A 19,684-nucleotide genomic window follows, 5' to 3' on the forward strand; every position below is an offset into this window, starting at 1 on the left:
ATGGCCCAAAGGCCCTATGACGGCAGGTCTCCTGGCTTGCAGATAATCGCTTCCATCTGCCTTCCCGTGTCTTTCAGCTTTCGCCGGTTGAACACAGTGGCATGACGCCCGTCGGCGTCACAAGGATGAACAGCAATCCGCTTACAGTTGCGGGGGCAGCCACGGTCTCGGTCCCTTTTCGGGTCGTCCTCACCGTGTTCCCTATTAATCCCCTTCACTCTCGGTCGGGGAACCGTCGTAATACTATTACGTTCGCATTGCGCTGAGGTCAAGTGGCTCTGTTTCCATTTGGCGGTTTGCCCAAGCGCATAAAGCCATGGTTAACAAAGCGTTAATATCACATTGATTTTATTTAATGTTTCAAAATGCAGACATTCATCTTCCGTTCATTCGTCTCCCAATAGTGTCCACCCAACAGCAAAGGAGAACATGATGTTCAAAAAAGTCATTCTTGCAGCCGTAGCCCTTTCCTTCATCGGCGCACCGCTGGCCGCACAGGCGCAGGATTATCAGCGCAAGCCGGGTCCGCACCGCATGGACCAGAAGCCGCGTCCGCCGCATGGCAAGGAATTCGGTCGTAAAGACCCGCGTGACCATGGCCGTCAGCATTGGTCCAAGGGCCAGCGCTACAATGACTGGCGCCGCCAGCCGGAAGTGCGCGACTACAAGCGTTATGGTCTGCGCCGTCCGGGTCCGGGCCAGCGCTGGGTGAAGGTTGACAACCAGTTCCTGCTGGTCACCACGGCAACGGGCATCATCGCGGGCATTCTCGCTGGCCGGTAAGCCGCCAGCCTCAGTATTCCTAAAAATCGGCCAGAGCAAAACTCTGGCCGATTTTCTTTTTGCAATGTTAGAAACTGACTTTCAGGCCGCCGCCAAGCGTGAACGCCTGCAAGCCGGCGCCTGCATCATCGGGGAAGCTCTTAACCTCCCCCGTTGTTCTGTTTTCCATCATCGTGTCGCCCCTCATGCGGAAGTATTTTTCATAAGCCGCCGAGAGATAGACATTTGTGCGCTCGGTAAAGGCATAAGCGACTTCGGCCTGCGTATCCAGAAACGCCCGGCTTCCGAACGTATCGGTAAAACGCTTATCCCCGCGCCAATGATCGTCGATGTCCTTGGCAGCGACAGTTGCTCCTACGCGCCCCAGCAACGAAAAAGACCATTTTTCGAATGTTGAACGCCATTCGCCGCCCACAAACAGCGCTGGCAAACTTTGCTCGTAGCTGATCCCCTTCCCAGAGAGGACGCCCGTTTTATCGCGAAATCCCTCTTCGCTGTAGACATATTGCGAGTTACCGCTGGTCCATTTCACATTCGTATATTTGAACCCGCCATGCAGATTGAAGACGTTATGTTGATTGATCTCGAAATCATGCCCAACGGCAATATCCAGATTGATGTAACGATCCAGATCTGTCTCATCGCTAACCGAACGATCTGTCCAGTCATCAAAATCATAACTTTTCAAATATGGCGCTAACCAATCGTAGTCTTCCATCTTGTGGGTGCCACCCAGCCCGATTTTCACACGGCCAACCACAGTTATATTATTCATGGGCTCGGCCCTGAAAGCGCCGGTCAGCACAGGCATTTGCGACTGCCAAAACAAATGGCTCATGCGGTTTCCGCCATTGTAGACGATTTCGTCCGCCTTGACCCAAGCGTAGCCGACACCGCCTAAAAAGGTGAAGCTTTTGTCTATATTTGTATATTGAACCCCCGCGGCCTTGTCCGCAGCATTGGCCAAAGGAAAATTTAAAAACAATAAGAATATTGATAAAACGATACGCTGCATGCGCCACTCCTGTAACAGATGACGCATAGTTATATTTTTAATATTGCACAGAAAACTGCCAGAGATAGTTCACTATTTCTGCGCCCATGAAAGGCTATCACCAGTGCGCGCGCATGAGGACGACGCGCGCCTCTGAGCCTATCGGTTGCGGGCCTTCATCAGAATCCAGATGAGAACGATCATTACGACGAGGCCGATCGCCAAACCAATCAAACCGCCATAGACGGCATCGGTGTTGCCGCCGATCAATGCCCCAATGCCAGCCCCTAAAATCAGCAGGATAAGCGGCGGCAGGCATCCAATCATTGCGAGGTCCTACAAACACGATCCGATATTTGTGCACCCATAAGTGCACCCGTTTGTGGCCCCATATTTAGCGAGATTTCGCGCAAGCGACAACGGCTTCACGGCGGGATTGTCCAATCCCGCTGAAATGCCGTTGGTATACGAATGGGGTCATAGAAGACTTGCCCCGCTGTCAACCGGGGCAAATGCCTCTGCTAAGCGCCTTTGGTACCAAATATTTTGCCTGGACCTATATTTCGCGTCGGTCCGACCGCCAGCAAAACAGGCTTACCGTTTTCCTTGCTGGTCGCTACCGCAGGTTTTTGTGCGCCCACGACCGGTGCCGCAGCAAGCGCAGTGCCAGACACCATCATCGATCCGATTGCTATTATCGCTATGGCTTTCATATGCCCTCCTCTGCTGGTCTCGCCAGCAATTCGCCAAACACAGAAACGACCGTGCAGGTGACGTGCACGATCTTGACACAGAGGACGACAAAGCCGGATGAAACGCCATACGTCATCTGTCGTATTTCGACATGGCTGAACGAAGAAAATAAGCGCGCTGCTTGCCGCAAACTGATCTGCACATGCAGCAGGGCCGCGCCCCTCTGCAGCTGAAGCCTGCCGCCTCTTATAGTCGCTAAAAACACGCGCCTCGCATCTGCGAAGCGTGTTGTTTTGCTCGCTGCACTTTCGTGAAATTCATGCTGTGGGGTTCTTGAAACCGTCGGAGCGATTACTAAATCGAAGCCGTCATTCCAACTTTATCGTTCGATCAAATGGAGGTTCCGATGAGCGACCGTTTGTTTGACAGTCCTGTTTTTGTGAAGGACGGCAAATTTCTAATCAGGGAGATTGCAGGCCCGATCGACGCAATCGATTTTCTTTATGAATGGCCACAGGATGATCGCGATATCATCTATGAAGTGGTATGGAGCGCCTGTTGCGACGCTCACAGCGGACAAAAGCCGCTGATCGTGGCGCAAAACGCATTTGAAGGATTTGCGCGAAAGCGAAATATTCTCGAAAAACCTGAAGCCGCCATGCCGTGGATGATTTCGCATGGCAATGGCGGTGGCCGCGTTCCTGTATGAGGGAATGGCAATGCATTGGTATTTTCTGATTGAGGGAACGATCCTCTTTGCGTTTCTCTGGGTCGTATCGATGCTTTTCTGGGATACCAGACGGCGGCAATAGCTTGAAACCCCGGCTTGTCCGGGGTTTTTTTATTCATCCGCTCGGGCCGTTCTGCGGCACAAGCAGCGGACTGGCCCCCTTTCTTGTCTAATCGTGCCAGAAATGTCCCGTTCTGATCGAATAAGACACACGCTATGCGTTTAAAAGTTGCAGCTAAAACACGTGAGTATTAAGTCCCGAGCCGGGCAGCCTAAGCAATTGCCCGCCCCCGCGAGAGGCATAATTTCTACACCACTTATGCCTCTCGCCCCCGTTGTCGTTCTCATGGACGCTGCACCGCGCCACGCCCAACAGCGCAACGATCAATATATCGCCCCGTTATAAAGAGTTGACCGCGCCAACAGGAACCACAGGCGGGTCTGGCCGTTCATTTGCACGGCGGGCGCGAGATAAGGATAGGTGCCATGTATAAGTTTTCGGCAATCGCAGCGGTGATGGTGACAGCGCTTGTGGCGACCGTTCCAGCACAGGCCCAAAGCATCGAAATCGGGCCCAACGGGATTCAGGTCAATCCAGACGATAATCGGCGCATGGATCGTGATCGACGCGGTTACGGCGACGAGATAAGCGAGCGTAGAGCTGCCAGAATCGCACGCAACGAGGGTATGGATGAAGTAGAAAGCGTGTCGCGACGTCGAAACGTGTATGTTGTTCGGGGCGTGGACCGTCGAAATGACGATATGCGCGTTGTGATAGACCGCCGCACGGGCGAAGTGCTCGAAGTGCGCTGACGACATAACCCCGGTAACGCGCCGCGTCGCCGGGGTTTTTCGTTCAATTTGCGTAAGTCGGATGAACTTTTGCCGGTCGGGGTTGTTTGGTCGCCGGAGGAACCCGGTATGAGCTGGTTTTTATGGTTCATTGGCACAATGATGGTGTCGCTGTTCGCGCTCATCGGATTCACGGCTTGGGCTGAACGAGAGCGAGACTAACGATGTTCGATATCGCTTTATACGACCACATATTCCTGCTCATCGGCGCAATTGTCGCCGCAGTGGCTGGCGGCATTCTTTTGTGGCGCCTGCCTCATTAGGGTGTCTATGCCGGGACGGCAATCAATCCGCCTAAGCGGTTGACATAGCACTATAATTTCTGATGAGTGGCTGAAAAAATGGTACGGTCGGTTGGTATCAAACTAACCTCTTAGTCATTGTTTTTATTATATTATTTTAATTACGCATCCGTAATTGTATCACAGTTTGTTACACACTTAGTTGCACAAGTTGTTGCACGTTAAAGTACGTCAAATTTAGCGTCTTGACGACGGAGTACAATGAGAACAAAATAGGAACATCTAAATTAGCAGGAGGAAGCCATGAACGCTCTTGTGCAAAATTACGAAGATGAAATTCAGCAGGTTCTCGCCTACCACGGTGGCGATGTGCACGCGGCCATTGAAGCGCTTTTGAAAGACCGCGACTTTCTGGCGCGTGAAGTTGAACTCGCTCGCCTTGCCGTAACACATGGCCAACGCGCCGACCTTTTTAAGAGAGCTGCGTGATGAAAACGTTCCAAGTCGCTCTTCCTGAAGCTTACGCTCTGAAATGTGCCCGGCGCGAAGTGCATCGCGATGCCGACCGTCTTGGCGCCCGTTTGCCTCATCGCATGGCGCGAAAGTCGGGCGTGGATTTCTGCGTATTCAGCTTCCCAACAGAAAGGCTCATGGGCGCCTTTATGCGACGGCACGGCGGGAAGCCATTCGGCGGCTCTGCATCTGCCGACAAGTGGGAAAAAATCGTCGTGCGATAATGAATGAGCCTGCGCCTGAAAACAGGGCAGGCACCGGTAATAAAATTTCAGACAGGTTTGGAAATGAAGATGTCTGCTTATGAGGAGCACGACAAATGAACGCGCTTGCGCAAAAAGAAGGATACCAGGACGAAATTGATCTGGTACTCGCCTTCCATGACGGTGACGTGCGAGCTGCAATAGAGACCTTGCTGAAAGACCGCGATTTTCTGGTGAAGGAAATCGAATATGCTAGCCTCGCAATGTCGATGGGCTTTGCCCGCGGATGGAAGCCGACGGTGTTCGTAAAATGAGCGGCAGGTCACGCGGTGAGCCGCCTAAGACGCTCATCAACAAAGAATATCCGTTTCAAGTCGTGCTTTACCTCACAGATTGGCACCGAACAAACCTCGTTCAGATGTTGAACGACCGGGAGAGATTAGGCGGGTATCGGCTATGGAGAAGTGTGTATCACGATAAGAAAGATTTCAGCGCGGCCATGTTCCAGACCGAGGAAGGCCAGCAAGAATTCATCCGGCTTTATGGCGGCAAGGCACATAACCCGCACGACAAGTCTTCCAAGCCGTGGGAGACGTATTTTGAGAAATGAGAATAAGACCGACCTTCCTGAAGGAAATGCCTGCTTCAGCACGGATAATGGATCTGTTCGGCTGGTACGAGCTTTACGGCTATTGCTGCCGATGCGGCCATATCGGGTCCGTAGACAGAACCATCATTCTGCGAAAGTTCGGTACGCACACCTATTTCGTGGATCTGCACCCTCGAATGCGGTGCAAGGCCTGCACGGCCAAGGGCGATGCTCAATTCGGGATAACAAAGGCACCGAGATAAAATGAGCGGATATAAGAGCGAGAACACCGTCGCAACCAAAGGCGGCAAGCTTTTTGAGCACTACTGTGATTCGAAGGGCTGCAAAGCGTGGGGTTCGTTTGGCTACAAGACGGCCTTTGGACAGCTCTGGTTTTGCCGTGAGCATAAACAGGAAGGCGAAGACGCGCTGGCTGGCAGAAAGAAATAGGCGCCCGTTCACAGGCGCCCGTTGGAATTACCTTCCAGTCTTGCATCCTTTGCCGGTACGGCAGTGACTTTCTGGCTTCCAGCTAGCCATAGCCGACGCTGTAGATGCCCCAGCCAAGAGTAAAGCCATCGCGATAATTGCAAATTTCATAGCACCCTCCAATATTCCCTTCCCCTGCGGAAGGTTGGAGTACATTCAACCAATTCAGGCTTGTAGATTAAATACGCCATCCGCCGTATTTCGCGCTGGCTGGACGAAAACAATAAGCGCACTACATTTCCAGCAACCGGAGGCGCGCATGTGCGGACGATTTACCCAGACCTATACGTGGGCTGAAATCCACGCGATGTACAATCTGACGGCAGTTACGCCTCGGAATATCCAGCCTCGCTACAATATCGCGCCGACCACGCAGGTGGGCGTAATCACGCAGAAAGACGGCGCACTCGACTATTCCGAAATGCGTTGGTGGCTCGTGCCCAACTGGTGGTCGAAGGATCTGAAGAGTGTACCGGCTACTTTCAACGCTCGGTCTGAAGAGATCGCCAGCAAGCCAATGTTTCGCTCCGCCTTCAAAAGCACCCGTTGCCTTATCCCGGCTTCTGGTTTTTTTGAATGGACGGGCCCGAAAGAAGCGCGCCAACCCTGGTTCATCTCTGCTAAGGACGGAATGCCCCTGACCTTCGCAGGCCTGCATGAGACATGGCGCGACCGAACCACCGGCGAAGAGGTGAAAAGCTGCACGATAATCACCTGTGCCGCTAACGACTTCATGGCAAAAATTCACACCCGAATGCCCGTCATCTTGGACCAGAAGGACTGGCACCTCTGGTTGTCAGAGCCACGTGAAGATTTGCTCAAACCCGCAAATGACGACGTACTGCAAGCGTGGCGCGTGTCGCCCCAGGTCAACAACAGTCGCTACACTGGCGATGACACCATGGAACCTATCACACCCATGGAATAGCCTTTTCTGCGCCAAGGGCATACTTTTCAGAAACCTTCTGGGCCGTTCCGCATTAACCTATATCACTTGAATCAATGCCCCACGGCTTTTGCTTTGGTTGAGGACTGAAGGGAGGCTAATCATGCCGTTTTTTAGCGAGGGAAGCCGCATTTATACAATCGAGGAAGTGAACTTTATGCGACGGATTTATTCCGATGCTGTTGTCCTGCTCGATGAAAGCGAAAGAGAGTATGTGGGGATAGATCTCTCTGGCACAATTATCATGCTTTATGAGAGCGGGCTTCGAGACCTCGGCTACATGTCAGAATTGGCCGCCAAATTGACACACCAGAAATATCAATTCCGGCATCCAGAAGATCATTTTCCCGCCGCAAACTCCAATATGGAACCAGCCGATTATGATTAACATCATGGACACTTTGCGGAATTCGTTGAAGAACGAGACACGAAAGTCGAAGTAAGCAGTTCGGACAGTGCCCACCGACCCGACTAAGTATTTTTAGAATAAATAAAATTCATACTGAATGAAACTTTTTAATAGCTGCCGAGTTCTCATCTCCAGAGCACAATCCATCGATCACTAAAATCCCGACCTTCGGGCATTTTTTTAATCTATGCAAAGGAGACAATCAACATGAACTCTATCATCTATTTAGTAGGACTAGTTGTCATCGTGTTGTTCATTCTCTCTTTTCTGGGGTTACGTTGATGGTAGATCCAACTGTCGTAGAAAAGACGTCTGATCGCGGCTATGTAGACTGGGCGGCAATCTTTGCTGGCGCTACAGTGGCATCAGGTGTGATGGCCGTCCTGACCACATTCGCCGGCGGCCTTGGCTTAAGCTCATTTTCCGTCGATGAAGGCGGGGATATAAGTACGGTATGGCTCGTTATTACGGCGCTCTTTATCGTCATATCGACGGTCGCCTCTTATATGCTCGGCGGATATATCACCGGAAGAATGCGCCGCCCCGCTGGAACCGCAACTCGTGACGAACTAACCGTTCGGGACGGCCTGAACGGCTTGGTTGTATGGGGTTTGGGAACGATCGTTTCCACGCTACTACTCGTCAGCGCTATTTCAGGTGGCGCAAAAGCGGTTGGAAGCGCGGCTGAGACAGCAGTACAAACCGCTGGTACAGTTGTTGGCAGCGCCGCTCAGGGCGCCGGTCAGTTAGCGGGCGGCATCGTTTCAGGTGCAGGGCAAGCTGTCTCGGGGCTTGCGCAAGGCGCAGGGCAAGCGGCCGCTCCATCCGTAGAGCAGATGTTGCCGCAAGGACTGAAAACCAACCCATTAGACTATCTTACAGATAGCCTGCTGCGCACAGACGCCCAAGGAAGCTCTGTGGCCGGTCAGGAAGCACAGAACTTGGCGGATTTCCAACGTCAGATAAGCGGCATTCTGGGAAACCTGCTTAGTACTGGCGAAATTTCTGACGCTGACCGCGCTTGGCTCACAAACCAAGTCGCCACGCGGACGGGACTTAGTCAAAATGACGCCCAGACGCGAGTGAACCAGACCGTTGAGCGCGTTCAGGCTCTGCGCTCCGAAGCTCAGGCGAAAGTGGAAGAAGCAAAGAAGGCACTCGCCGACGCTCAAGCACAGGCCGAGAAAGCTGCTGAAGAAGTAAAGGCTCAAACGGCTGAAACTGCTGAAAAGGCCAGAATAACTGGCATTCTCACTGCATTCCTGCTTGCAGCATCTGCTCTCGTTGCCGCTGTGGCAGCCTACGTCGGAGCTATACACGGAGGCCGTCATCGTGACGAAGGCAGAATTTGGGGTGGCTTATCTTACCACAGATAACCAATCCGCTTAGGCGAAAAGGGCTCTGGAGGAATCCGGGGCCCTTTTGATTTTTTTCCCAGATGGACAACCTCTTTGGCCGCCAGCCATCGAGCCGCCGAAGAAGGCGGCCTACGTCCCTGAAAGGCAGAAAGTTTGAAGCCTGACTTCATGTCAGGCTTTACTTTTTTGACCAGATGGGTAAATTTTTGTCGCCCTTGGGAGAGAGGGCTCAGTAGCCTTACCCCGCGCGGTTTTCGCTGCGGGGTTCTTTTTTGATACGAATTAAACTTCCGCTAATGAATCAATTGTAGGGCCGTTGGTACAAAGTACGGTTTGCCCTTAAGTGACCTTAATTGTCCGCTTGCTATTCGTGTGCAGTCCGTCCACCATAGGTTGTCAGCTTTTGATTGAATACGGGCTCAGCTGACGCGGGCTGAACTGCCCTTGCCCGCAATTTGAAAGGAGGACGCTATGTCTTCCAACATCCATAATATTGATTTTCACTCAAACCATCGCATACTGAAGCAGATGATTATGAAAGCCGGTTATTTAACAGCCAGGATGAAGCCACTGCCGGGTCCTCATTACAATGACTCGGTATTGATTTTAAATAGCTTTATGGCTGAGGTCATGGGCGACATTCAAGCGAATGCAGGCCCCCACACTGATGGCTCATTCTCTTACGGCACAGCTTAACAATCATCATTTGAGGGAGCCCGCACCGGGCCTCTCAAGTAACTCGTTATCTCTATATGAAGACAACAGAAATAGTAATAGATTTAAGTTTTTCTCTCTATGAAAGAGATCGTGAGATATTAATAATTTGACAAAATTTATTTAAGCTGATAAAAGCTAGAAATCGAGATTTTCTTGCTGAGATTTGCTCCCTGCGCGATTAGCACTGCGCGCCGAACGAAAACTCCCTTTAAAAAATCGTTTCATCTCTGCGTTTAATTCAAACGCGGATATCAATATTGCTATGAAAGGGGTTCATATGAGCACCGGCACAGTTAAATGGTTTAACGCAGCAAAAGGCTTTGGTTTCATTCAGCCTGAAAACGGCGGTTTGGATGCGTTTGTTCACATCTCCGCTGTTGAGCGAGCAGGTATGCATACGCTCAGTGAAGGTCAGAAGCTGACTTATGATCTTGAACAGGATCGCAAGTCTGGAAAAATGTCCGTTTGTAATTTGCAGGCGGCTTGAATGAAGTTTCTTCTTTCTAGTGACCACGGATGTACTGGCACAATCGGAAGAAGTTGACTTTTGGGGTCGGGCAATAGCCCGACCTTTTTTTATTGCCCGGCAAGGGAGCCAACACGAAAGAGAGATTAGAATGAATAACCATGAAGTGAATATCGGAATTACCATTCCGAACAGTAATTTTAGCGTGGTGAAAAATGCTGTTGCTACGCAGCGCGATATTGAAGACGCGCACAAACAGATGTCATCCCCCTCAGAAGATTGGACAAAACTTTCCAATATACTTAGGCGGTCGTGCGGAGGCTCATCGCGAAAACGTTCTTTTCGTAGATAAGAACCCAAGGGAGCCGCGTTACTGGCTAGGTTTTTCTTCTCGTTTCCAATGCCTTCAGCCTCTCCGCGAAATAAATAATCTTATTCAGATCGTACATTCGGCTGGCCGCGTCTTTCTCACCGAACCTATAGCAAGCCTTGAAGATGTTGCCGAGCGCGAAGGACATGCCTTTGTGCTCGATCAGGTCGTTTAGCTCGGTCGCATGGGGAGGCAGCTCGTAATAGCTCGTGCTGCCGCCGTCGGATTTGATAGCTGGCGCATAGGCTGGCAGCGAGCCGATCCGCTGGGGCGCACTCATAAACTTGCCGTTTGGTCCAATAACACCCATTAGACAACCTCCCTCACCTTACGCTTCGGCTCTTCAAACTTCTCAGTTACTGGACCGCCTGCGAGTAGTCCTCGAACTGACGACAGCTTGTCGCGAACAAGCGGGCGAAACCGACGCGCCGCGAACGGCGGATTGTCATAACCGAACTGCGGGCAGATGCCTCGATCAATGCCCTTAAGGCGAACGCCGATGTAGCTGCCCTGCGTGTAGTGCTCGAACGGTCCGATCCAGCTTATGGTGTAAATTTTGCCTTCCTCGATCTCGATGAACTGCTCGAAGCCGACTTTGGCATCGATGCAGACGACCTGATCACCAACTTTGAAAGGGGTCATGGCGCTTCCCCGATGATTTCGAGAGCTTTTGTATAGCGCGCTCGGTGCTCTTCATCGTCGCCATAGGCACGTAGATTGTCGCGCAGGTCTGCGATCTTCACCGGTCGCGCGATAGGGTTAGAGCAGGCCCGTTTGACGTAGACGAGATAGTCTTCATCATCGCGCCGAGTTATCGCGTTTAGAGCGAGCACGATGTCGTCATCAAAACCGAACGAATAGATATCGTTCAGCGAGGTATTCGTGTGCTCGATCATGTCGTGCATAACTGCGAGGATCTGCGTCTCGCGGGTCTCCTGAGCCATCATAACGCGCAGTGGATGCAGAATGTACGGGTCGCCGTTGTCGCTCTTCTGGTCCATATGCGCCGCTGCCGCTACCGCAATTGCTGTTTCAAGGTTACTCATGGGTTTTCTCCTGCGGCGCTTGCTTCAATATTGCGGAACTCGACCAACACTCCGTACCGCTTGGCCCGCTCGATGCCCTCGATCATACCACCGTTAATGCCACGGTCACCGTAAACAACGCATTTATCCGCCACCCGATACCACGCGAGGCCAGCCTCGATGCCGAGTTCACGTTCATCAGGCCGCAAGTCGTCCAACACCTGCGTATGCAGCAAATGGCTCGCAATCGGTGCTTCGCCCCGGCGCAGACTATCTAGAAGGCAAGCGCGCGCATATTCGGTATTGTGCTCCACGTCGCCGCTGTAAGGGCTTTCGATGATGACGAGTGGCTTGCCGGTAGTTGGCAGGTTGTCGTTATAAGGTTTTGGCAGGCGACTTATAACCTTCCCACCTGCCCTTATCTGCCATCCTTCAACAGCCGCTCGCGCGGCGCGGTCTTCTGCTTCTTCAAGCATATTCTCTCCTCGTGTTTTTGGCTGCGGTGGTTAGTATTTTGGTTAATATTTTACTAACATCACATTGATTTTATTTAATGTTTGCACCTTCGTCTGTTCATCTAGCGTTCAGTTCGCTCCCGATATCTTGCGGACAACAAAGGAGAGCATTCATGTTCAAGAAAGCTGTACTAGCCGCCATCGCTATGACGTTCGTTGCCGCTCCAATGGCACAGGCCCGCGATTACCATCACGGCAAGCCTGCTCCACAGCGCTATGAGCCGCAGCGCCCGCATCACGGCAAGGAGTTCTATCGCCATGATCGCCGCGACTACGGCCGTCATCAGTGGTCAAAGGGTCAGCGTTACAGCGATTGGCGCCGCCATCAGGAAATCCGCGACTACAATCGCTACGGTCTTCGTAAGCCTGGTCGTGGCCAGCATTGGGTTAAGGTCGATAATCAGTTCCTTCTCATTGCAGGTGCCACCGGATTGATTGCAGGCATTCTTGCTGCACAATAGGACAACGAAGTGAGAGGCGGGCAAAACCCGCCTTTTTCTTTTTAAGCTGCAGCCCGCTTAGGCTGGTTATCATTCGCGGCCACCAGCAAACGCGCAGCGCCTTGGACCATTTCAGGCCTGAGCGTCAGGCGCGAAACTTCGCCGTACAGCTTTGAGTACGTGATGACCTTCGCCGATCTGCCTGACAGCCAACCTCCGCCGGCAGCATATGCGTCTGGCGCCGCCAGCGTCTCGTGGCGCTCGACATACATCAGACCAGACTTGCGCCCTTCGTCCGAATGCAAATGGCCGATGTGCGCATAGGCATATTTGCTCCGTCCATACATTTCGCGGAACATGCCAGCGAGCGTCGCATCGACGTTATTGACGCCGCGCTTATGACCGTGATGCGCAAAGATCGCTGTCTTGCCCCACTCGTAGGCGTAATAAAGGCTGGGCGAGTTATCGACGGTGATGCGGGGCTCGTTTTCGTACATCGCTGCAAGCATTTCTCGAAGCCATGCCGAGGAGGCCGGGTCGTGGTTGCCCTGCGCCATAATGATGTGCACGTGCTGATTTTTTTGCAGCAGCATGTCGATGACACGCCGAACGGTCCGGATGATGACGCGAATTATCTTCTGCAGTCGTGAGTCCGGATCCAACACGTGCTTACTGGCAGGCGTGACCGTTTCCATGCTGTCGTAATGGGCAAGGTCACCGAGTTGCGCCAAAACAGCGGTGTGCGCATCTGGCGCAAGATCAATCGCGGCAGCAAACCAGTCCGTAACAAGCTGCTCTGCAATCTCGATATCGTAATCGGCACCGGTTTCTTCACGCCATGCCAGCATCCCGAAATGGGCATCCGTCAAGCAGAAGAAGTTGAGAAGGTCGGCATTGCAGCCGCGCGGAGCCGGCATTATGCTGACGCGCGGTAGGCTTTCGGACAAGGCTGCCACCATGGCATCGAGCGCCGCACGCTGTGCGCTGGCATCCGCCCGCTCCATAATATGTTGCGTGATAACCCGGCCTTCGGCATTGACGAGCGTCGTCTTGCCCTTGACCGCGAGGCCGACCGTCGGCTCGTAAACCTGACCAGCCTCTTTCGTCTGGCGCATATATGTGCCGTTCGGCGTCTCGGTCAGGCTTTTGATCGCGTATCCAGGCAACGTCGGCGACGGACCCAATAGCCCCAGCTCTGCCGCCCGCTTGATGCTCTCGTGGAATGCCGACTTCTTTATGCCGAGCGCCGCGGCAGCCTTAACCAGCGTGCCGTGCTCGCGGTAAGCCTCAGCGCGGCGCAGGAGTTCTTCGTGTGAAAGGCGCGCAACCGCGCCCTGTCTGTCATGGGACATACAGTCTCCTCGTGTTTGGTTTGGTAGCCGACTCGCGGCGCGGATTGGTCGTCCGATAGTGGAAAGAGAATGAGTCTCGAGATGAGATGTCAAGCTGGAATAAGAAAGACGCCGCGTAACCTTCAGGCAAGGTTCATCACCCAGCTTCTGTTTTGAGGATATGGAAGAGGGGTAATCAATGAACGAAGACCAGAGGCGTGAGCGCCGTGGGCGCCCGAAGAATCCTATTGAAAAGCTCAGTATTTCCATTCGGTTGGAAGCGGAATTGGTGCGCCGGATACAAGCAACTGATTCCAACTGGCGTGAGAATATTGCCGATCTGGTCAGGCGGGAATTTCAGTTAGAAGATACGAAATGACCGGCGCCGACCTGGTAACCGTGGTGAGCGGCGCAAAAGGAAGGATGGAATGTCTCGATAAACGTGGTGTTAACGGCGCATGAAAGAATGATTTCAGTAATAAATATTCATGTAAGAAACGATTTCATAATTAAAATTTGGGCTGGAGTACGGCCGCCGACTCACCATAAATACTTCAAAATTAAACAACATAGGTGTTTAAATGCGTGCGATTTTGGCCCTAGGCGCGTTACTTGTATCCAGTATTTATGTGGGCGCGGCAGAAAAACCCATCGAGTCGTACTACGCTCGATTAAGCGCCGAAGATCATTTCAATTCAGCGGGTGAGCGCCTAACTACAGCGGCAGCGATTATTCGGCAGGATCGAGCAAACTTCCATGTTTATGGGAAGCGCGATCGTGAAGATGATTCGGATTATACGTTTTCTGACAAGGCTAACCGCGCCCGACTCGAACGAATGATCGCCAACGGCCATTACCTCGGTGGCGCCGAAAGCGCGGTGCTAAACGGAACGCCGCTGATATATGTCGAAATTTACGAAAATTACGTCACGGTCTCAGTCCGGGACGATTGAAATCCGACATCATACGGAATGCGTTACTTGTGGCCCCTCCGCCGCGTTTATGACGCCAGAGTAAAAACAGTGGCCCGATAGTTGTCATATTTTTTTGCTTGCTATCAACAACCACAATATTGCCGAAGCACTACCCACCAGCTACAAGCGCGTATGATTTCAATTTCTTGGTGGGTTGCCGCCCTCGTCTATATGTCAATCTACTGGCCGATTACCGTGATGATAGCGGCGGCTATAGCCATAACGGCATTCGTGGGAACGAAGAGCGTGGGCTGGCGCGCTTTCTGGAGCGGCGTGGCATTCCTGATCGTGGCGCCGGTAATCTGGCTCTACACGCTGGCATAAATAGGAACCACGGCCCAGCGGGGCTGATAGTTCTCTTTAAGCCGTCTGCATTCACATGATCCGGAGAGCGCTTGAACCTGAAAAGCAGCTGTTAGCTGCTCGCGCCTCTAGCTTACCAAAAATGAAAAGAGCGGCCCGAAAGCCGCTCTCTCAAAAACTGGTTACTTGGCCCATCGGCCTTCGTACTTAAACTCTGTGGCCTTTTCGAGCTGTTCCTTGGTGGCGTTCATTTTCGCCGACCATTTCTTATCATTCTCAGAATAGACAATCTCGATGGCATCCGGATCAACGACTACATACTTTTCGCCGACGCCCAAGAAGCCGCCAACCGATACGATATAGCCTTCGACGTCACCGTCGCCCATCACTACATCCTGGATCTTGCCGATGCTCTCATCGTTAGAATTCGTAACATCAAGGTTAAGAATATTACTAGTAATAACGTCGGTAGGCTTTGCAGTAACAAATACCTCTTCTTGCGTTGCGGTAGCGCTCTGCGCATTTGCAAAAGAAACAAGTGCAGCAGTTGCAACAGCAGCTAACAAAATACGACGCATATTTTATTCTCCATTCATATTTGGCATTTGCGAACGTATAATGCGCATGCGGTATCTTTTGTTCCCACTTTTTAGGAATTAATTTCTACTTCTCACCGATTTTGGCTGCATCAGATTATCAATCCGCTCGGTTAGCCCGTCGATACGGTGCGCCACACTTTCAATGGCCCGCATGATCTGGGACGTCTGTTCCTGCATACCTGCCTTCGTGGCGAACGTCTCCGCCGCGCGCAGCTTGTAGTCGGAAAGCTCTTGCCGCGTCAGGCTGGCAAGAGCGGTTGCAGCGTCCGCTTTCGCCGCGTTGCGCGTTTCAGCTTTCGCGATCTGGCTTTCGACGTACTTCCAAAGCCCGAACAAAAAGCCCATCAGCATCACGATAAAGCCGACAACGGCCATGATTTCAGCGCCGGTCATCCGATAATCCCCCTTGCTGCCACACCCAGCCAAAGGCAGGCCAGCCACATTCGCGCCCTCACGGCCGCACCCCGCACAGCTTTTCCAGTTTGGTGTTTTCCGCGAGGATCTGACGCTTCGTACCGTCGGTCAGGCTGTCCTCGACGCTCGGTCGGACAGGCCGCGCCACATCGCAGTAGCTAGCGGCTGTCACGCATCCACCGAGACAGAGCAGCGTCAACATCAGCGCCGCCAAGCTTGCTGGTTTCATCTTCGATCTTCCTTGCTTTGTTGGCGACCTTCAGCCGGTCGGCAGTCGCGCTCGTTGCGTTGTCCGCCCTGCCTTTGAGGTAAGCACCCGTCAGAATCGCAAGGGCCGCAGCGATAGCCACGGCCCAGCCTGTGATCCTGGAGCGCAGGGATAAGAGCCAGGTCATGTCGGCACTCCTGTCAACATAATGGAAGCACTGCCGTCGCGTTCGCGGCGGATCAGATAACCGTCCCGTGTCTCGGTGATTCCCTGAGCGAAGGTCAGCTTGGCGTCGCGCCATTCCTGCGTCTTGCCGACGTATTGAACGACAGCAGTTTCAGCGTCGGCGTCATACTCGATCACCACGCGAATCACGCCGCCACCCTCTTCAGCTCAAGCCTGCCGCTCTTCCAGAGCCAGAAGCCCGCGCCTGCTGCGACCAGCAGAAGCGCGACAGTTGCGAACGCCCATGGGTTAGCCACGGCGCCAATAAGGCTAGTCGCCATCGTGCCCGCACCACCGGTCAGAATCAGCTTCACAGCAGGGCTTTCGAACAGCGGCACATCGTCAGGCTTGGCGTCTTCGGCGGCGGCAGGCTTCATTTCTCGGGCCGCCACGAGGCTATCGAGGAAGTTGCGGTAATAGCCCGCAATAAGGCTAGCCTTGTCTGTGCCGTTGACGATAGCGCGGGCGCCCACTGGGTTAGCGTTACCGTTGCTGAAGTAGTCAGCCAACCGCTTGCCCGTGAACTTCCCATTGATCATCCCGTCAAAAAGGATTCGGATAGCTGTCGCCATCTCCAGCGCCTTGTCTGGCGCGTCGCCCAGGCCGTACTTCTTGTAATTGTCTTTGCCAGTGATCTGCGCCAAGGCGCGACCGCGGTATAACCAGCCATCGTTGGCGCCGGTATTGCCCATGCGCCCGCCATAGACCTTGTTGGCCAAAGCCTGCGGATTGCGCACATAAGGCTGGGCGCTCTGCACAGTGGAGAAGCGCGACGGCCAGACCTGCCGGATGCGTGCTGCACTGGTATAATTGAGGTTTTCTTCGATCGGCTGCATCTTGCCGCCGGTCTCGTGGAATGCCGTCGCGAGCACATAAGCGGTCTGCTCGTCAGGCAGGCCTCGGCGCTCAGCTTCAGCCAGAATTGCCGACGTGCCGTCTACCTGCGCTTGGCTCAAACGCCCGCCAAAAGGCGCGCGCCTCGCATACGCGAAGAACGTTGTTTGGTTCATGGGGATGTCCTTGGTAAGTAAGAATGAAGATGAATGCAGACCCTAGGACCCGCGAAAAATAGTCTTTCTTCTGCGCTTAGAAGTATGCTTATGTGGGGTGCGCGAATTCTGCGCTTTATTGGGGGAAATCATGAAACAGGTAATTTTGGGCGTATTGCTCGCAGCAGCAGTTTCTTCTGGGGCATTTGCTGGCAGCTGTGATCATTCATGGCAGACTGCGAGCGATGGCTCTTCGTGCGGCGGGCGGGCTGCCGATCAAAAGCCAGGCGGCAAGTGAGAAGAACCGACCCCGGCTAGTCCGGGGTTTTCTTTTCCTGTCGACGCTCGAGGAAGATAACAGGATAGTTCTCATTGTTAGGAAAATTGAGAGAGAACCCGGTGTTCAGCGGGGATCGGGCCGTTGTACACAATCGCCGGTAATTGGCGGGCGATATGAACCACTGAATGTTGGATAGACAATGTACAAAACTGCAGCTTTCGCAGCACTGATAACAGTATTGGCTTCCGCTCTTCCTGCGCATGCGCAGAGTATAGAAATCGGCCCGAACGGCATCCGCCTAGTAGAACCTGAAAGTGATCGCCCGCGATATCGCGAAGATATCAGCGAACGTCGTGCGGCACGCATCGCTCAGAGAGAGGGTATGGATGAAATTGACAGCGTCTCACGTAAACGCAATGTCTATATCGTCCGTGGAGTGGACCGTTATGATGATGAAATGCGGGTAGTCATCGACCGGTATTCCGGCGAGGTACTGCAGGTTCGCTGACAAATAGCCCTGGCTTGTTCCGGGGTTTTTCTTGAGGATTTTGTCATCGGTGGGTTGCCCGGTGAGCGAGCAAGGGCCATTACCGCCTGATCTTCTCCAAGACAAAGGTAATTCACCAAATGCTCGTAAGATGGTCCGGTTTCGGAATGGTTTCCGTTTTTGTGTTGATCGCAGGTATGCTGGGAGCGACTTTCCTGCTGAGACCGTATTTTATGCAGACCATGGCACTTCATCCAGCGGCATATGTCGCAAACGGTATCGGTCTCATTGCTGGCGCATTAGCAAACCTTTTGGCGGTTGCGGCTTTCAAGAAGATTTCAGCGGACACGTATCACAGCTTCATGGGTATCAGCATGATTGGATGGACAGTCATCGGTGCGGTCGGCGGCGTTGCTCTCGCTATGTACGGATGGACGCTGTAAACACTACAGCCGCCAGTTGTTTATACTTTAAATTGTGAGATAATTGGGGTTAGCGCGCTGAGGTTACCCTCCCTTGCAGCGCTACCTCGGATGTGACGTTCCGCGCACCGAGGTTTTTTTTGAGCAGGAATTAAAATCTTAACAATCGTGCCTTTAATGTGGGACGGGGCGCTTATCGTTGCTTTCAGCTAGATTTCCCAAGGCGCCTGCCCCCGGTTAATGAAACCTTGCCGGGGCTTTTCCTTTCAGCATAGCCGAAAGGCGGGTATCGCCTAGATACAAGTTCATGGTGTTTTCCTGAGATTAGAAACGGCGGAGTGCCAGAATGTGACAGGCCGTGACATTGTAATTTCCTGAGGCTGCGATATTGTTTTATCGCGCACCAATCGGAGTTCCCGCTTTCAGAACGGTGCGCAGAACCCCGGTATGGACCTCCATCCGGGGTTTCTTTTTCCCTTTCGGTAAAGAAAAAGCCGTCTCACTGGACGGCTCTGCAAATTCTTGAATGATCCTAGATTATATTTTTCAAGCGCAACAATCCGAACGCGGCAATCGTGCCAGCGTCTCTGATTTCACCTCTGAAAATCATGTCAACAGCCTCACCTACCTGAAAACGGCGACAGATTAATCCCTGCTCTTCAGCATCAAGGCTCTGCCGACCGGGGTGAAGATCTTGAGCCAAAAAGATGTGACACTTATGTGCCGCGAAGCCGTACGCCTCAAAAGTCTGCCCAATGAAGGTCATTCTTCCAGCAGTTAACCCAGTTTCCTCCTGCAATTCGCCGTGCGCAAGAGTAAGAGGGTCAACACCATCTTGACCTTGCCAAGCACCCTGGGGCAGTTCCCAAAACCGTTGACCGACTGGATAACGAAACTGTTCAACTAAATAGACGTTGTTATCATCGTCCAACGCGAAAACCATCGCTGCATCATGTTTGTCGACGACCCCATAGATACTTTCGCTGCCGTCAGGGTAACGGATCGCGTCTTCGCGAACTTTCATCCAGCGATTTTCGTAAACAATTTTAGATTTCAGCGTCTTAATTTCGGTCATTTACACACTTTGAACTGGAGAGGATTTGGACAACACCCCATCG

General features: G+C 52.7%; 33 protein-coding genes and 1 riboswitch. Of the genes, 19 read left to right on the plus strand and 14 right to left on the minus strand.

Going from position 1 to position 19,684, the window contains the following annotated elements; translation table 11 throughout:
• Nucleotides 1–3: 3 nt before the first annotated feature.
• Nucleotides 4–252: riboswitch (cobalamin riboswitch) on the minus strand.
• 180 nt (nt 253–432) lie between these two features.
• The gene (locus QLQ11_RS15395) at nt 433–783 is read left to right on the plus strand and encodes an RcnB family protein (RefSeq protein WP_109367121.1); all 351 of its coding nucleotides are present in this window, start codon (nt 433–435) and stop codon (nt 781–783) included.
• A gap of 67 nt (nt 784–850) precedes the next feature.
• Here QLQ11_RS15395 and QLQ11_RS15400 read toward each other — a convergent pair whose 3' ends face one another.
• The 3 genes from QLQ11_RS15400 to QLQ11_RS15410 all read right to left on the minus strand — a co-directional run bounded on the left by QLQ11_RS15400 (nt 851) and on the right by QLQ11_RS15410 (nt 2,490).
• Nucleotides 851–1,798, minus strand: a complete 948-nt coding sequence (locus QLQ11_RS15400; RefSeq protein ID WP_109367120.1) for an omptin family outer membrane protease — start codon at nt 1,796–1,798, stop codon at nt 851–853.
• A 138-nt stretch (nt 1,799–1,936) separates the two neighbouring features.
• The gene (locus tag QLQ11_RS15405; RefSeq protein WP_167836071.1) at nt 1,937–2,104 is read right to left on the minus strand and encodes a hypothetical protein; all 168 of its coding nucleotides are present in this window, start codon (nt 2,102–2,104) and stop codon (nt 1,937–1,939) included.
• Between the two features lie 194 nt (nt 2,105–2,298).
• Nucleotides 2,299–2,490, minus strand: coding sequence for a hypothetical protein (locus QLQ11_RS15410; RefSeq protein ID WP_109367119.1), 192 nt, complete (start codon nt 2,488–2,490; stop codon nt 2,299–2,301).
• 386 nt (nt 2,491–2,876) lie between these two features.
• Here QLQ11_RS15410 and QLQ11_RS15415 point away from each other — a divergent pair, with 386 nt between their 5' ends.
• From QLQ11_RS15415 to QLQ11_RS15470, 12 genes are all read left to right on the plus strand, one after another.
• Complete coding sequence (locus tag QLQ11_RS15415; RefSeq protein ID WP_283736179.1) at nt 2,877–3,179, plus strand: DUF982 domain-containing protein; 303 nt, start codon at nt 2,877–2,879, stop codon at nt 3,177–3,179.
• A gap of 507 nt (nt 3,180–3,686) precedes the next feature.
• Nucleotides 3,687–4,013 carry a hypothetical protein gene (locus QLQ11_RS15420; RefSeq protein WP_109367116.1) on the plus strand — a complete coding sequence of 109 codons (327 nt, stop codon included), beginning with the start codon at nt 3,687–3,689 and terminating at the stop codon, nt 4,011–4,013.
• A gap of 584 nt (nt 4,014–4,597) precedes the next feature.
• Entirely contained in the window at nt 4,598–4,783 is a 186-nt protein-coding gene (locus QLQ11_RS15425) for a CUE domain-containing protein (RefSeq protein WP_109367115.1), read from the plus strand.
• Nucleotides 4,783–5,031: a hypothetical protein gene (locus tag QLQ11_RS15430; RefSeq protein WP_109367114.1), complete on the plus strand. Its 249-nt coding sequence runs from the start codon at nt 4,783–4,785 to the stop codon at nt 5,029–5,031. Before QLQ11_RS15425 ends, QLQ11_RS15430 begins: the two co-directional genes overlap by 1 nt.
• Nucleotides 5,032–5,126: 95 nt before the next feature.
• On the plus strand, nt 5,127–5,324 hold the full coding sequence (locus QLQ11_RS15435) for a hypothetical protein (protein WP_121538175.1): 198 nt from the start codon (nt 5,127–5,129) through the stop codon (nt 5,322–5,324).
• Nucleotides 5,297–5,620, plus strand: coding sequence for a hypothetical protein (locus tag QLQ11_RS15440; RefSeq protein WP_121538173.1), 324 nt, complete (start codon nt 5,297–5,299; stop codon nt 5,618–5,620). Before QLQ11_RS15435 ends, QLQ11_RS15440 begins: the two co-directional genes overlap by 28 nt.
• A gap of 243 nt (nt 5,621–5,863) precedes the next feature.
• Nucleotides 5,864–6,049, plus strand: a complete 186-nt coding sequence (locus QLQ11_RS15445) for a hypothetical protein (protein ID WP_109705688.1) — start codon at nt 5,864–5,866, stop codon at nt 6,047–6,049.
• A gap of 298 nt (nt 6,050–6,347) precedes the next feature.
• Nucleotides 6,348–7,016, plus strand: coding sequence for an SOS response-associated peptidase (locus QLQ11_RS15450; RefSeq protein ID WP_283736180.1), 669 nt, complete (start codon nt 6,348–6,350; stop codon nt 7,014–7,016).
• A gap of 121 nt (nt 7,017–7,137) precedes the next feature.
• Nucleotides 7,138–7,422: a hypothetical protein gene (locus QLQ11_RS15455; protein WP_109367109.1), complete on the plus strand. Its 285-nt coding sequence runs from the start codon at nt 7,138–7,140 to the stop codon at nt 7,420–7,422.
• A gap of 302 nt (nt 7,423–7,724) precedes the next feature.
• Nucleotides 7,725–8,819, plus strand: coding sequence for a hypothetical protein (locus QLQ11_RS15460; protein WP_283736181.1), 1,095 nt, complete (start codon nt 7,725–7,727; stop codon nt 8,817–8,819).
• Between the two features lie 453 nt (nt 8,820–9,272).
• Nucleotides 9,273–9,497: a hypothetical protein gene (locus QLQ11_RS15465; protein WP_109705692.1), complete on the plus strand. Its 225-nt coding sequence runs from the start codon at nt 9,273–9,275 to the stop codon at nt 9,495–9,497.
• 298 nt (nt 9,498–9,795) lie between these two features.
• Complete coding sequence (locus QLQ11_RS15470) at nt 9,796–10,005, plus strand: cold-shock protein (RefSeq protein ID WP_167836075.1); 210 nt, start codon at nt 9,796–9,798, stop codon at nt 10,003–10,005.
• A gap of 356 nt (nt 10,006–10,361) precedes the next feature.
• Here the strand turns inward: QLQ11_RS15470 and QLQ11_RS15475 are convergent, their stop codons facing one another.
• From QLQ11_RS15475 to QLQ11_RS15490, 4 genes are read right to left on the minus strand one after another with little or no spacing between them, the layout of a single operon-like run.
• Entirely contained in the window at nt 10,362–10,664 is a 303-nt protein-coding gene (locus QLQ11_RS15475) for a hypothetical protein (protein WP_283736182.1), read from the minus strand.
• Complete coding sequence (locus QLQ11_RS15480; RefSeq protein ID WP_283736183.1) at nt 10,664–10,996, minus strand: hypothetical protein; 333 nt, start codon at nt 10,994–10,996, stop codon at nt 10,664–10,666. Before QLQ11_RS15480 ends, QLQ11_RS15475 begins: the two co-directional genes overlap by 1 nt.
• On the minus strand, nt 10,993–11,400 hold the full coding sequence (locus QLQ11_RS15485; protein ID WP_283736184.1) for a GTP pyrophosphokinase: 408 nt from the start codon (nt 11,398–11,400) through the stop codon (nt 10,993–10,995). Before QLQ11_RS15485 ends, QLQ11_RS15480 begins: the two co-directional genes overlap by 4 nt.
• The gene (locus QLQ11_RS15490) at nt 11,397–11,855 is read right to left on the minus strand and encodes a hypothetical protein (protein ID WP_283736185.1); all 459 of its coding nucleotides are present in this window, start codon (nt 11,853–11,855) and stop codon (nt 11,397–11,399) included. Before QLQ11_RS15490 ends, QLQ11_RS15485 begins: the two co-directional genes overlap by 4 nt.
• A gap of 152 nt (nt 11,856–12,007) precedes the next feature.
• Here QLQ11_RS15490 and QLQ11_RS15495 point away from each other — a divergent pair, with 152 nt between their 5' ends.
• On the plus strand, nt 12,008–12,355 hold the full coding sequence (locus QLQ11_RS15495; RefSeq protein ID WP_283736186.1) for an RcnB family protein: 348 nt from the start codon (nt 12,008–12,010) through the stop codon (nt 12,353–12,355).
• Nucleotides 12,356–12,396: 41 nt separating this feature from the next.
• Here the strand turns inward: QLQ11_RS15495 and QLQ11_RS15500 are convergent, their stop codons facing one another.
• Nucleotides 12,397–13,686 carry an oxidoreductase gene (locus QLQ11_RS15500; protein WP_371835962.1) on the minus strand — a complete coding sequence of 430 codons (1,290 nt, stop codon included), beginning with the start codon at nt 13,684–13,686 and terminating at the stop codon, nt 12,397–12,399.
• 178 nt (nt 13,687–13,864) lie between these two features.
• On the opposite strand from QLQ11_RS15500, the gene QLQ11_RS15505 reads away from it, so the two are divergent.
• From QLQ11_RS15505 to QLQ11_RS15515, 3 genes are all read left to right on the plus strand, one after another.
• Nucleotides 13,865–14,044: a hypothetical protein gene (locus QLQ11_RS15505; protein ID WP_283736188.1), complete on the plus strand. Its 180-nt coding sequence runs from the start codon at nt 13,865–13,867 to the stop codon at nt 14,042–14,044.
• Nucleotides 14,045–14,246: 202 nt separating this feature from the next.
• Nucleotides 14,247–14,618 (plus strand): hypothetical protein, encoded by a 372-nt coding sequence (locus tag QLQ11_RS15510; protein ID WP_109367105.1) that lies wholly within the window; start codon nt 14,247–14,249, stop codon nt 14,616–14,618.
• Nucleotides 14,619–14,771: 153 nt separating this feature from the next.
• Nucleotides 14,772–14,963: a hypothetical protein gene (locus QLQ11_RS15515; protein ID WP_283736189.1), complete on the plus strand. Its 192-nt coding sequence runs from the start codon at nt 14,772–14,774 to the stop codon at nt 14,961–14,963.
• A gap of 161 nt (nt 14,964–15,124) precedes the next feature.
• On the opposite strand, the gene QLQ11_RS15520 is transcribed toward QLQ11_RS15515, so the two are convergent.
• The 5 genes from QLQ11_RS15520 to QLQ11_RS15540 form a co-directional block, all read right to left on the minus strand.
• Complete coding sequence (locus QLQ11_RS15520) at nt 15,125–15,520, minus strand: PRC-barrel domain-containing protein (RefSeq protein WP_025089957.1); 396 nt, start codon at nt 15,518–15,520, stop codon at nt 15,125–15,127.
• Nucleotides 15,521–15,598: 78 nt separating this feature from the next.
• Nucleotides 15,599–15,934 (minus strand): hypothetical protein, encoded by a 336-nt coding sequence (locus QLQ11_RS15525; RefSeq protein ID WP_283736190.1) that lies wholly within the window; start codon nt 15,932–15,934, stop codon nt 15,599–15,601.
• Nucleotides 15,935–16,113: 179 nt separating this feature from the next.
• On the minus strand, nt 16,114–16,350 hold the full coding sequence (locus QLQ11_RS15530; RefSeq protein WP_283736191.1) for a hypothetical protein: 237 nt from the start codon (nt 16,348–16,350) through the stop codon (nt 16,114–16,116).
• Nucleotides 16,347–16,538, minus strand: coding sequence for a hypothetical protein (locus tag QLQ11_RS15535; protein ID WP_283736192.1), 192 nt, complete (start codon nt 16,536–16,538; stop codon nt 16,347–16,349). The genes QLQ11_RS15530 and QLQ11_RS15535 overlap by 4 nt, the downstream gene beginning before the upstream one ends.
• The gene (locus QLQ11_RS15540; RefSeq protein ID WP_283736193.1) at nt 16,535–17,398 is read right to left on the minus strand and encodes a chitinase; all 864 of its coding nucleotides are present in this window, start codon (nt 17,396–17,398) and stop codon (nt 16,535–16,537) included. Before QLQ11_RS15540 ends, QLQ11_RS15535 begins: the two co-directional genes overlap by 4 nt.
• 458 nt (nt 17,399–17,856) lie before the next feature.
• On the opposite strand from QLQ11_RS15540, the gene QLQ11_RS15545 reads away from it, so the two are divergent.
• A complete protein-coding gene (locus QLQ11_RS15545) occupies nt 17,857–18,165 on the plus strand; it encodes a PepSY domain-containing protein (protein WP_121538146.1) in 309 nt (102 codons plus the stop codon).
• A gap of 146 nt (nt 18,166–18,311) precedes the next feature.
• Nucleotides 18,312–18,587: a hypothetical protein gene (locus QLQ11_RS15550; RefSeq protein ID WP_283736194.1), complete on the plus strand. Its 276-nt coding sequence runs from the start codon at nt 18,312–18,314 to the stop codon at nt 18,585–18,587.
• 511 nt (nt 18,588–19,098) lie between these two features.
• Here the strand turns inward: QLQ11_RS15550 and QLQ11_RS15555 are convergent.
• Nucleotides 19,099–19,641 carry an NUDIX hydrolase gene (locus QLQ11_RS15555; protein WP_124916265.1) on the minus strand — a complete coding sequence of 181 codons (543 nt, stop codon included), beginning with the start codon at nt 19,639–19,641 and terminating at the stop codon, nt 19,099–19,101.
• Nucleotides 19,642–19,684 lie beyond the last annotated feature (43 nt).

It is taken from the genome of Ochrobactrum sp. SSR (assembly GCF_030067775.1).
In the GTDB taxonomy this organism is placed as follows: Bacteria; Pseudomonadota; Alphaproteobacteria; order Rhizobiales; family Rhizobiaceae; genus Brucella; species Brucella teleogrylli.

Bases quoted from the DNA above. Each gene is read 5' to 3' on its own strand.
- QLQ11_RS15395 (WP_109367121.1), top strand. From the start codon at position 433: ATGTTCAAAAAAGTCATTCTTGCAGCCGTAGCCCTTTCCTTCATCGGC.
- QLQ11_RS15400 (WP_109367120.1), bottom strand. From the start codon at position 1,798: ATGCAGCGTATCGTTTTATCAATATTCTTATTGTTTTTAAATTTTCCT.
- QLQ11_RS15405 (WP_167836071.1), bottom strand. From the start codon at position 2,104: ATGATTGGATGCCTGCCGCCGCTTATCCTGCTGATTTTAGGGGCTGGC.
- QLQ11_RS15410 (WP_109367119.1), bottom strand. From the start codon at position 2,490: ATGAAAGCCATAGCGATAATAGCAATCGGATCGATGATGGTGTCTGGC.
- QLQ11_RS15415 (WP_283736179.1), top strand. From the start codon at position 2,877: ATGAGCGACCGTTTGTTTGACAGTCCTGTTTTTGTGAAGGACGGCAAA.
- QLQ11_RS15420 (WP_109367116.1), top strand. From the start codon at position 3,687: ATGTATAAGTTTTCGGCAATCGCAGCGGTGATGGTGACAGCGCTTGTG.
- QLQ11_RS15425 (WP_109367115.1), top strand. From the start codon at position 4,598: ATGAACGCTCTTGTGCAAAATTACGAAGATGAAATTCAGCAGGTTCTC.
- QLQ11_RS15430 (WP_109367114.1), top strand. From the start codon at position 4,783: ATGAAAACGTTCCAAGTCGCTCTTCCTGAAGCTTACGCTCTGAAATGT.
- QLQ11_RS15435 (WP_121538175.1), top strand. From the start codon at position 5,127: ATGAACGCGCTTGCGCAAAAAGAAGGATACCAGGACGAAATTGATCTG.
- QLQ11_RS15440 (WP_121538173.1), top strand. From the start codon at position 5,297: ATGGAAGCCGACGGTGTTCGTAAAATGAGCGGCAGGTCACGCGGTGAG.
- QLQ11_RS15445 (WP_109705688.1), top strand. From the start codon at position 5,864: ATGAGCGGATATAAGAGCGAGAACACCGTCGCAACCAAAGGCGGCAAG.
- QLQ11_RS15450 (WP_283736180.1), top strand. From the start codon at position 6,348: ATGTGCGGACGATTTACCCAGACCTATACGTGGGCTGAAATCCACGCG.
- QLQ11_RS15455 (WP_109367109.1), top strand. From the start codon at position 7,138: ATGCCGTTTTTTAGCGAGGGAAGCCGCATTTATACAATCGAGGAAGTG.
- QLQ11_RS15460 (WP_283736181.1), top strand. From the start codon at position 7,725: ATGGTAGATCCAACTGTCGTAGAAAAGACGTCTGATCGCGGCTATGTA.
- QLQ11_RS15465 (WP_109705692.1), top strand. From the start codon at position 9,273: ATGTCTTCCAACATCCATAATATTGATTTTCACTCAAACCATCGCATA.
- QLQ11_RS15470 (WP_167836075.1), top strand. From the start codon at position 9,796: ATGAGCACCGGCACAGTTAAATGGTTTAACGCAGCAAAAGGCTTTGGT.
- QLQ11_RS15475 (WP_283736182.1), bottom strand. From the start codon at position 10,664: ATGGGTGTTATTGGACCAAACGGCAAGTTTATGAGTGCGCCCCAGCGG.
- QLQ11_RS15480 (WP_283736183.1), bottom strand. From the start codon at position 10,996: ATGACCCCTTTCAAAGTTGGTGATCAGGTCGTCTGCATCGATGCCAAA.
- QLQ11_RS15485 (WP_283736184.1), bottom strand. From the start codon at position 11,400: ATGAGTAACCTTGAAACAGCAATTGCGGTAGCGGCAGCGGCGCATATG.
- QLQ11_RS15490 (WP_283736185.1), bottom strand. From the start codon at position 11,855: ATGCTTGAAGAAGCAGAAGACCGCGCCGCGCGAGCGGCTGTTGAAGGA.
- QLQ11_RS15495 (WP_283736186.1), top strand. From the start codon at position 12,008: ATGTTCAAGAAAGCTGTACTAGCCGCCATCGCTATGACGTTCGTTGCC.
- QLQ11_RS15500 (WP_371835962.1), bottom strand. From the start codon at position 13,686: ATGTCCCATGACAGACAGGGCGCGGTTGCGCGCCTTTCACACGAAGAA.
- QLQ11_RS15505 (WP_283736188.1), top strand. From the start codon at position 13,865: ATGAACGAAGACCAGAGGCGTGAGCGCCGTGGGCGCCCGAAGAATCCT.
- QLQ11_RS15510 (WP_109367105.1), top strand. From the start codon at position 14,247: ATGCGTGCGATTTTGGCCCTAGGCGCGTTACTTGTATCCAGTATTTAT.
- QLQ11_RS15515 (WP_283736189.1), top strand. From the start codon at position 14,772: ATGATTTCAATTTCTTGGTGGGTTGCCGCCCTCGTCTATATGTCAATC.
- QLQ11_RS15520 (WP_025089957.1), bottom strand. From the start codon at position 15,520: ATGCGTCGTATTTTGTTAGCTGCTGTTGCAACTGCTGCACTTGTTTCT.
- QLQ11_RS15525 (WP_283736190.1), bottom strand. From the start codon at position 15,934: ATGACCGGCGCTGAAATCATGGCCGTTGTCGGCTTTATCGTGATGCTG.
- QLQ11_RS15530 (WP_283736191.1), bottom strand. From the start codon at position 16,350: ATGACCTGGCTCTTATCCCTGCGCTCCAGGATCACAGGCTGGGCCGTG.
- QLQ11_RS15540 (WP_283736193.1), bottom strand. From the start codon at position 17,398: ATGAACCAAACAACGTTCTTCGCGTATGCGAGGCGCGCGCCTTTTGGC.
- QLQ11_RS15545 (WP_121538146.1), top strand. From the start codon at position 17,857: ATGTACAAAACTGCAGCTTTCGCAGCACTGATAACAGTATTGGCTTCC.
- QLQ11_RS15550 (WP_283736194.1), top strand. From the start codon at position 18,312: ATGGTTTCCGTTTTTGTGTTGATCGCAGGTATGCTGGGAGCGACTTTC.
- QLQ11_RS15555 (WP_124916265.1), bottom strand. From the start codon at position 19,641: ATGACCGAAATTAAGACGCTGAAATCTAAAATTGTTTACGAAAATCGC.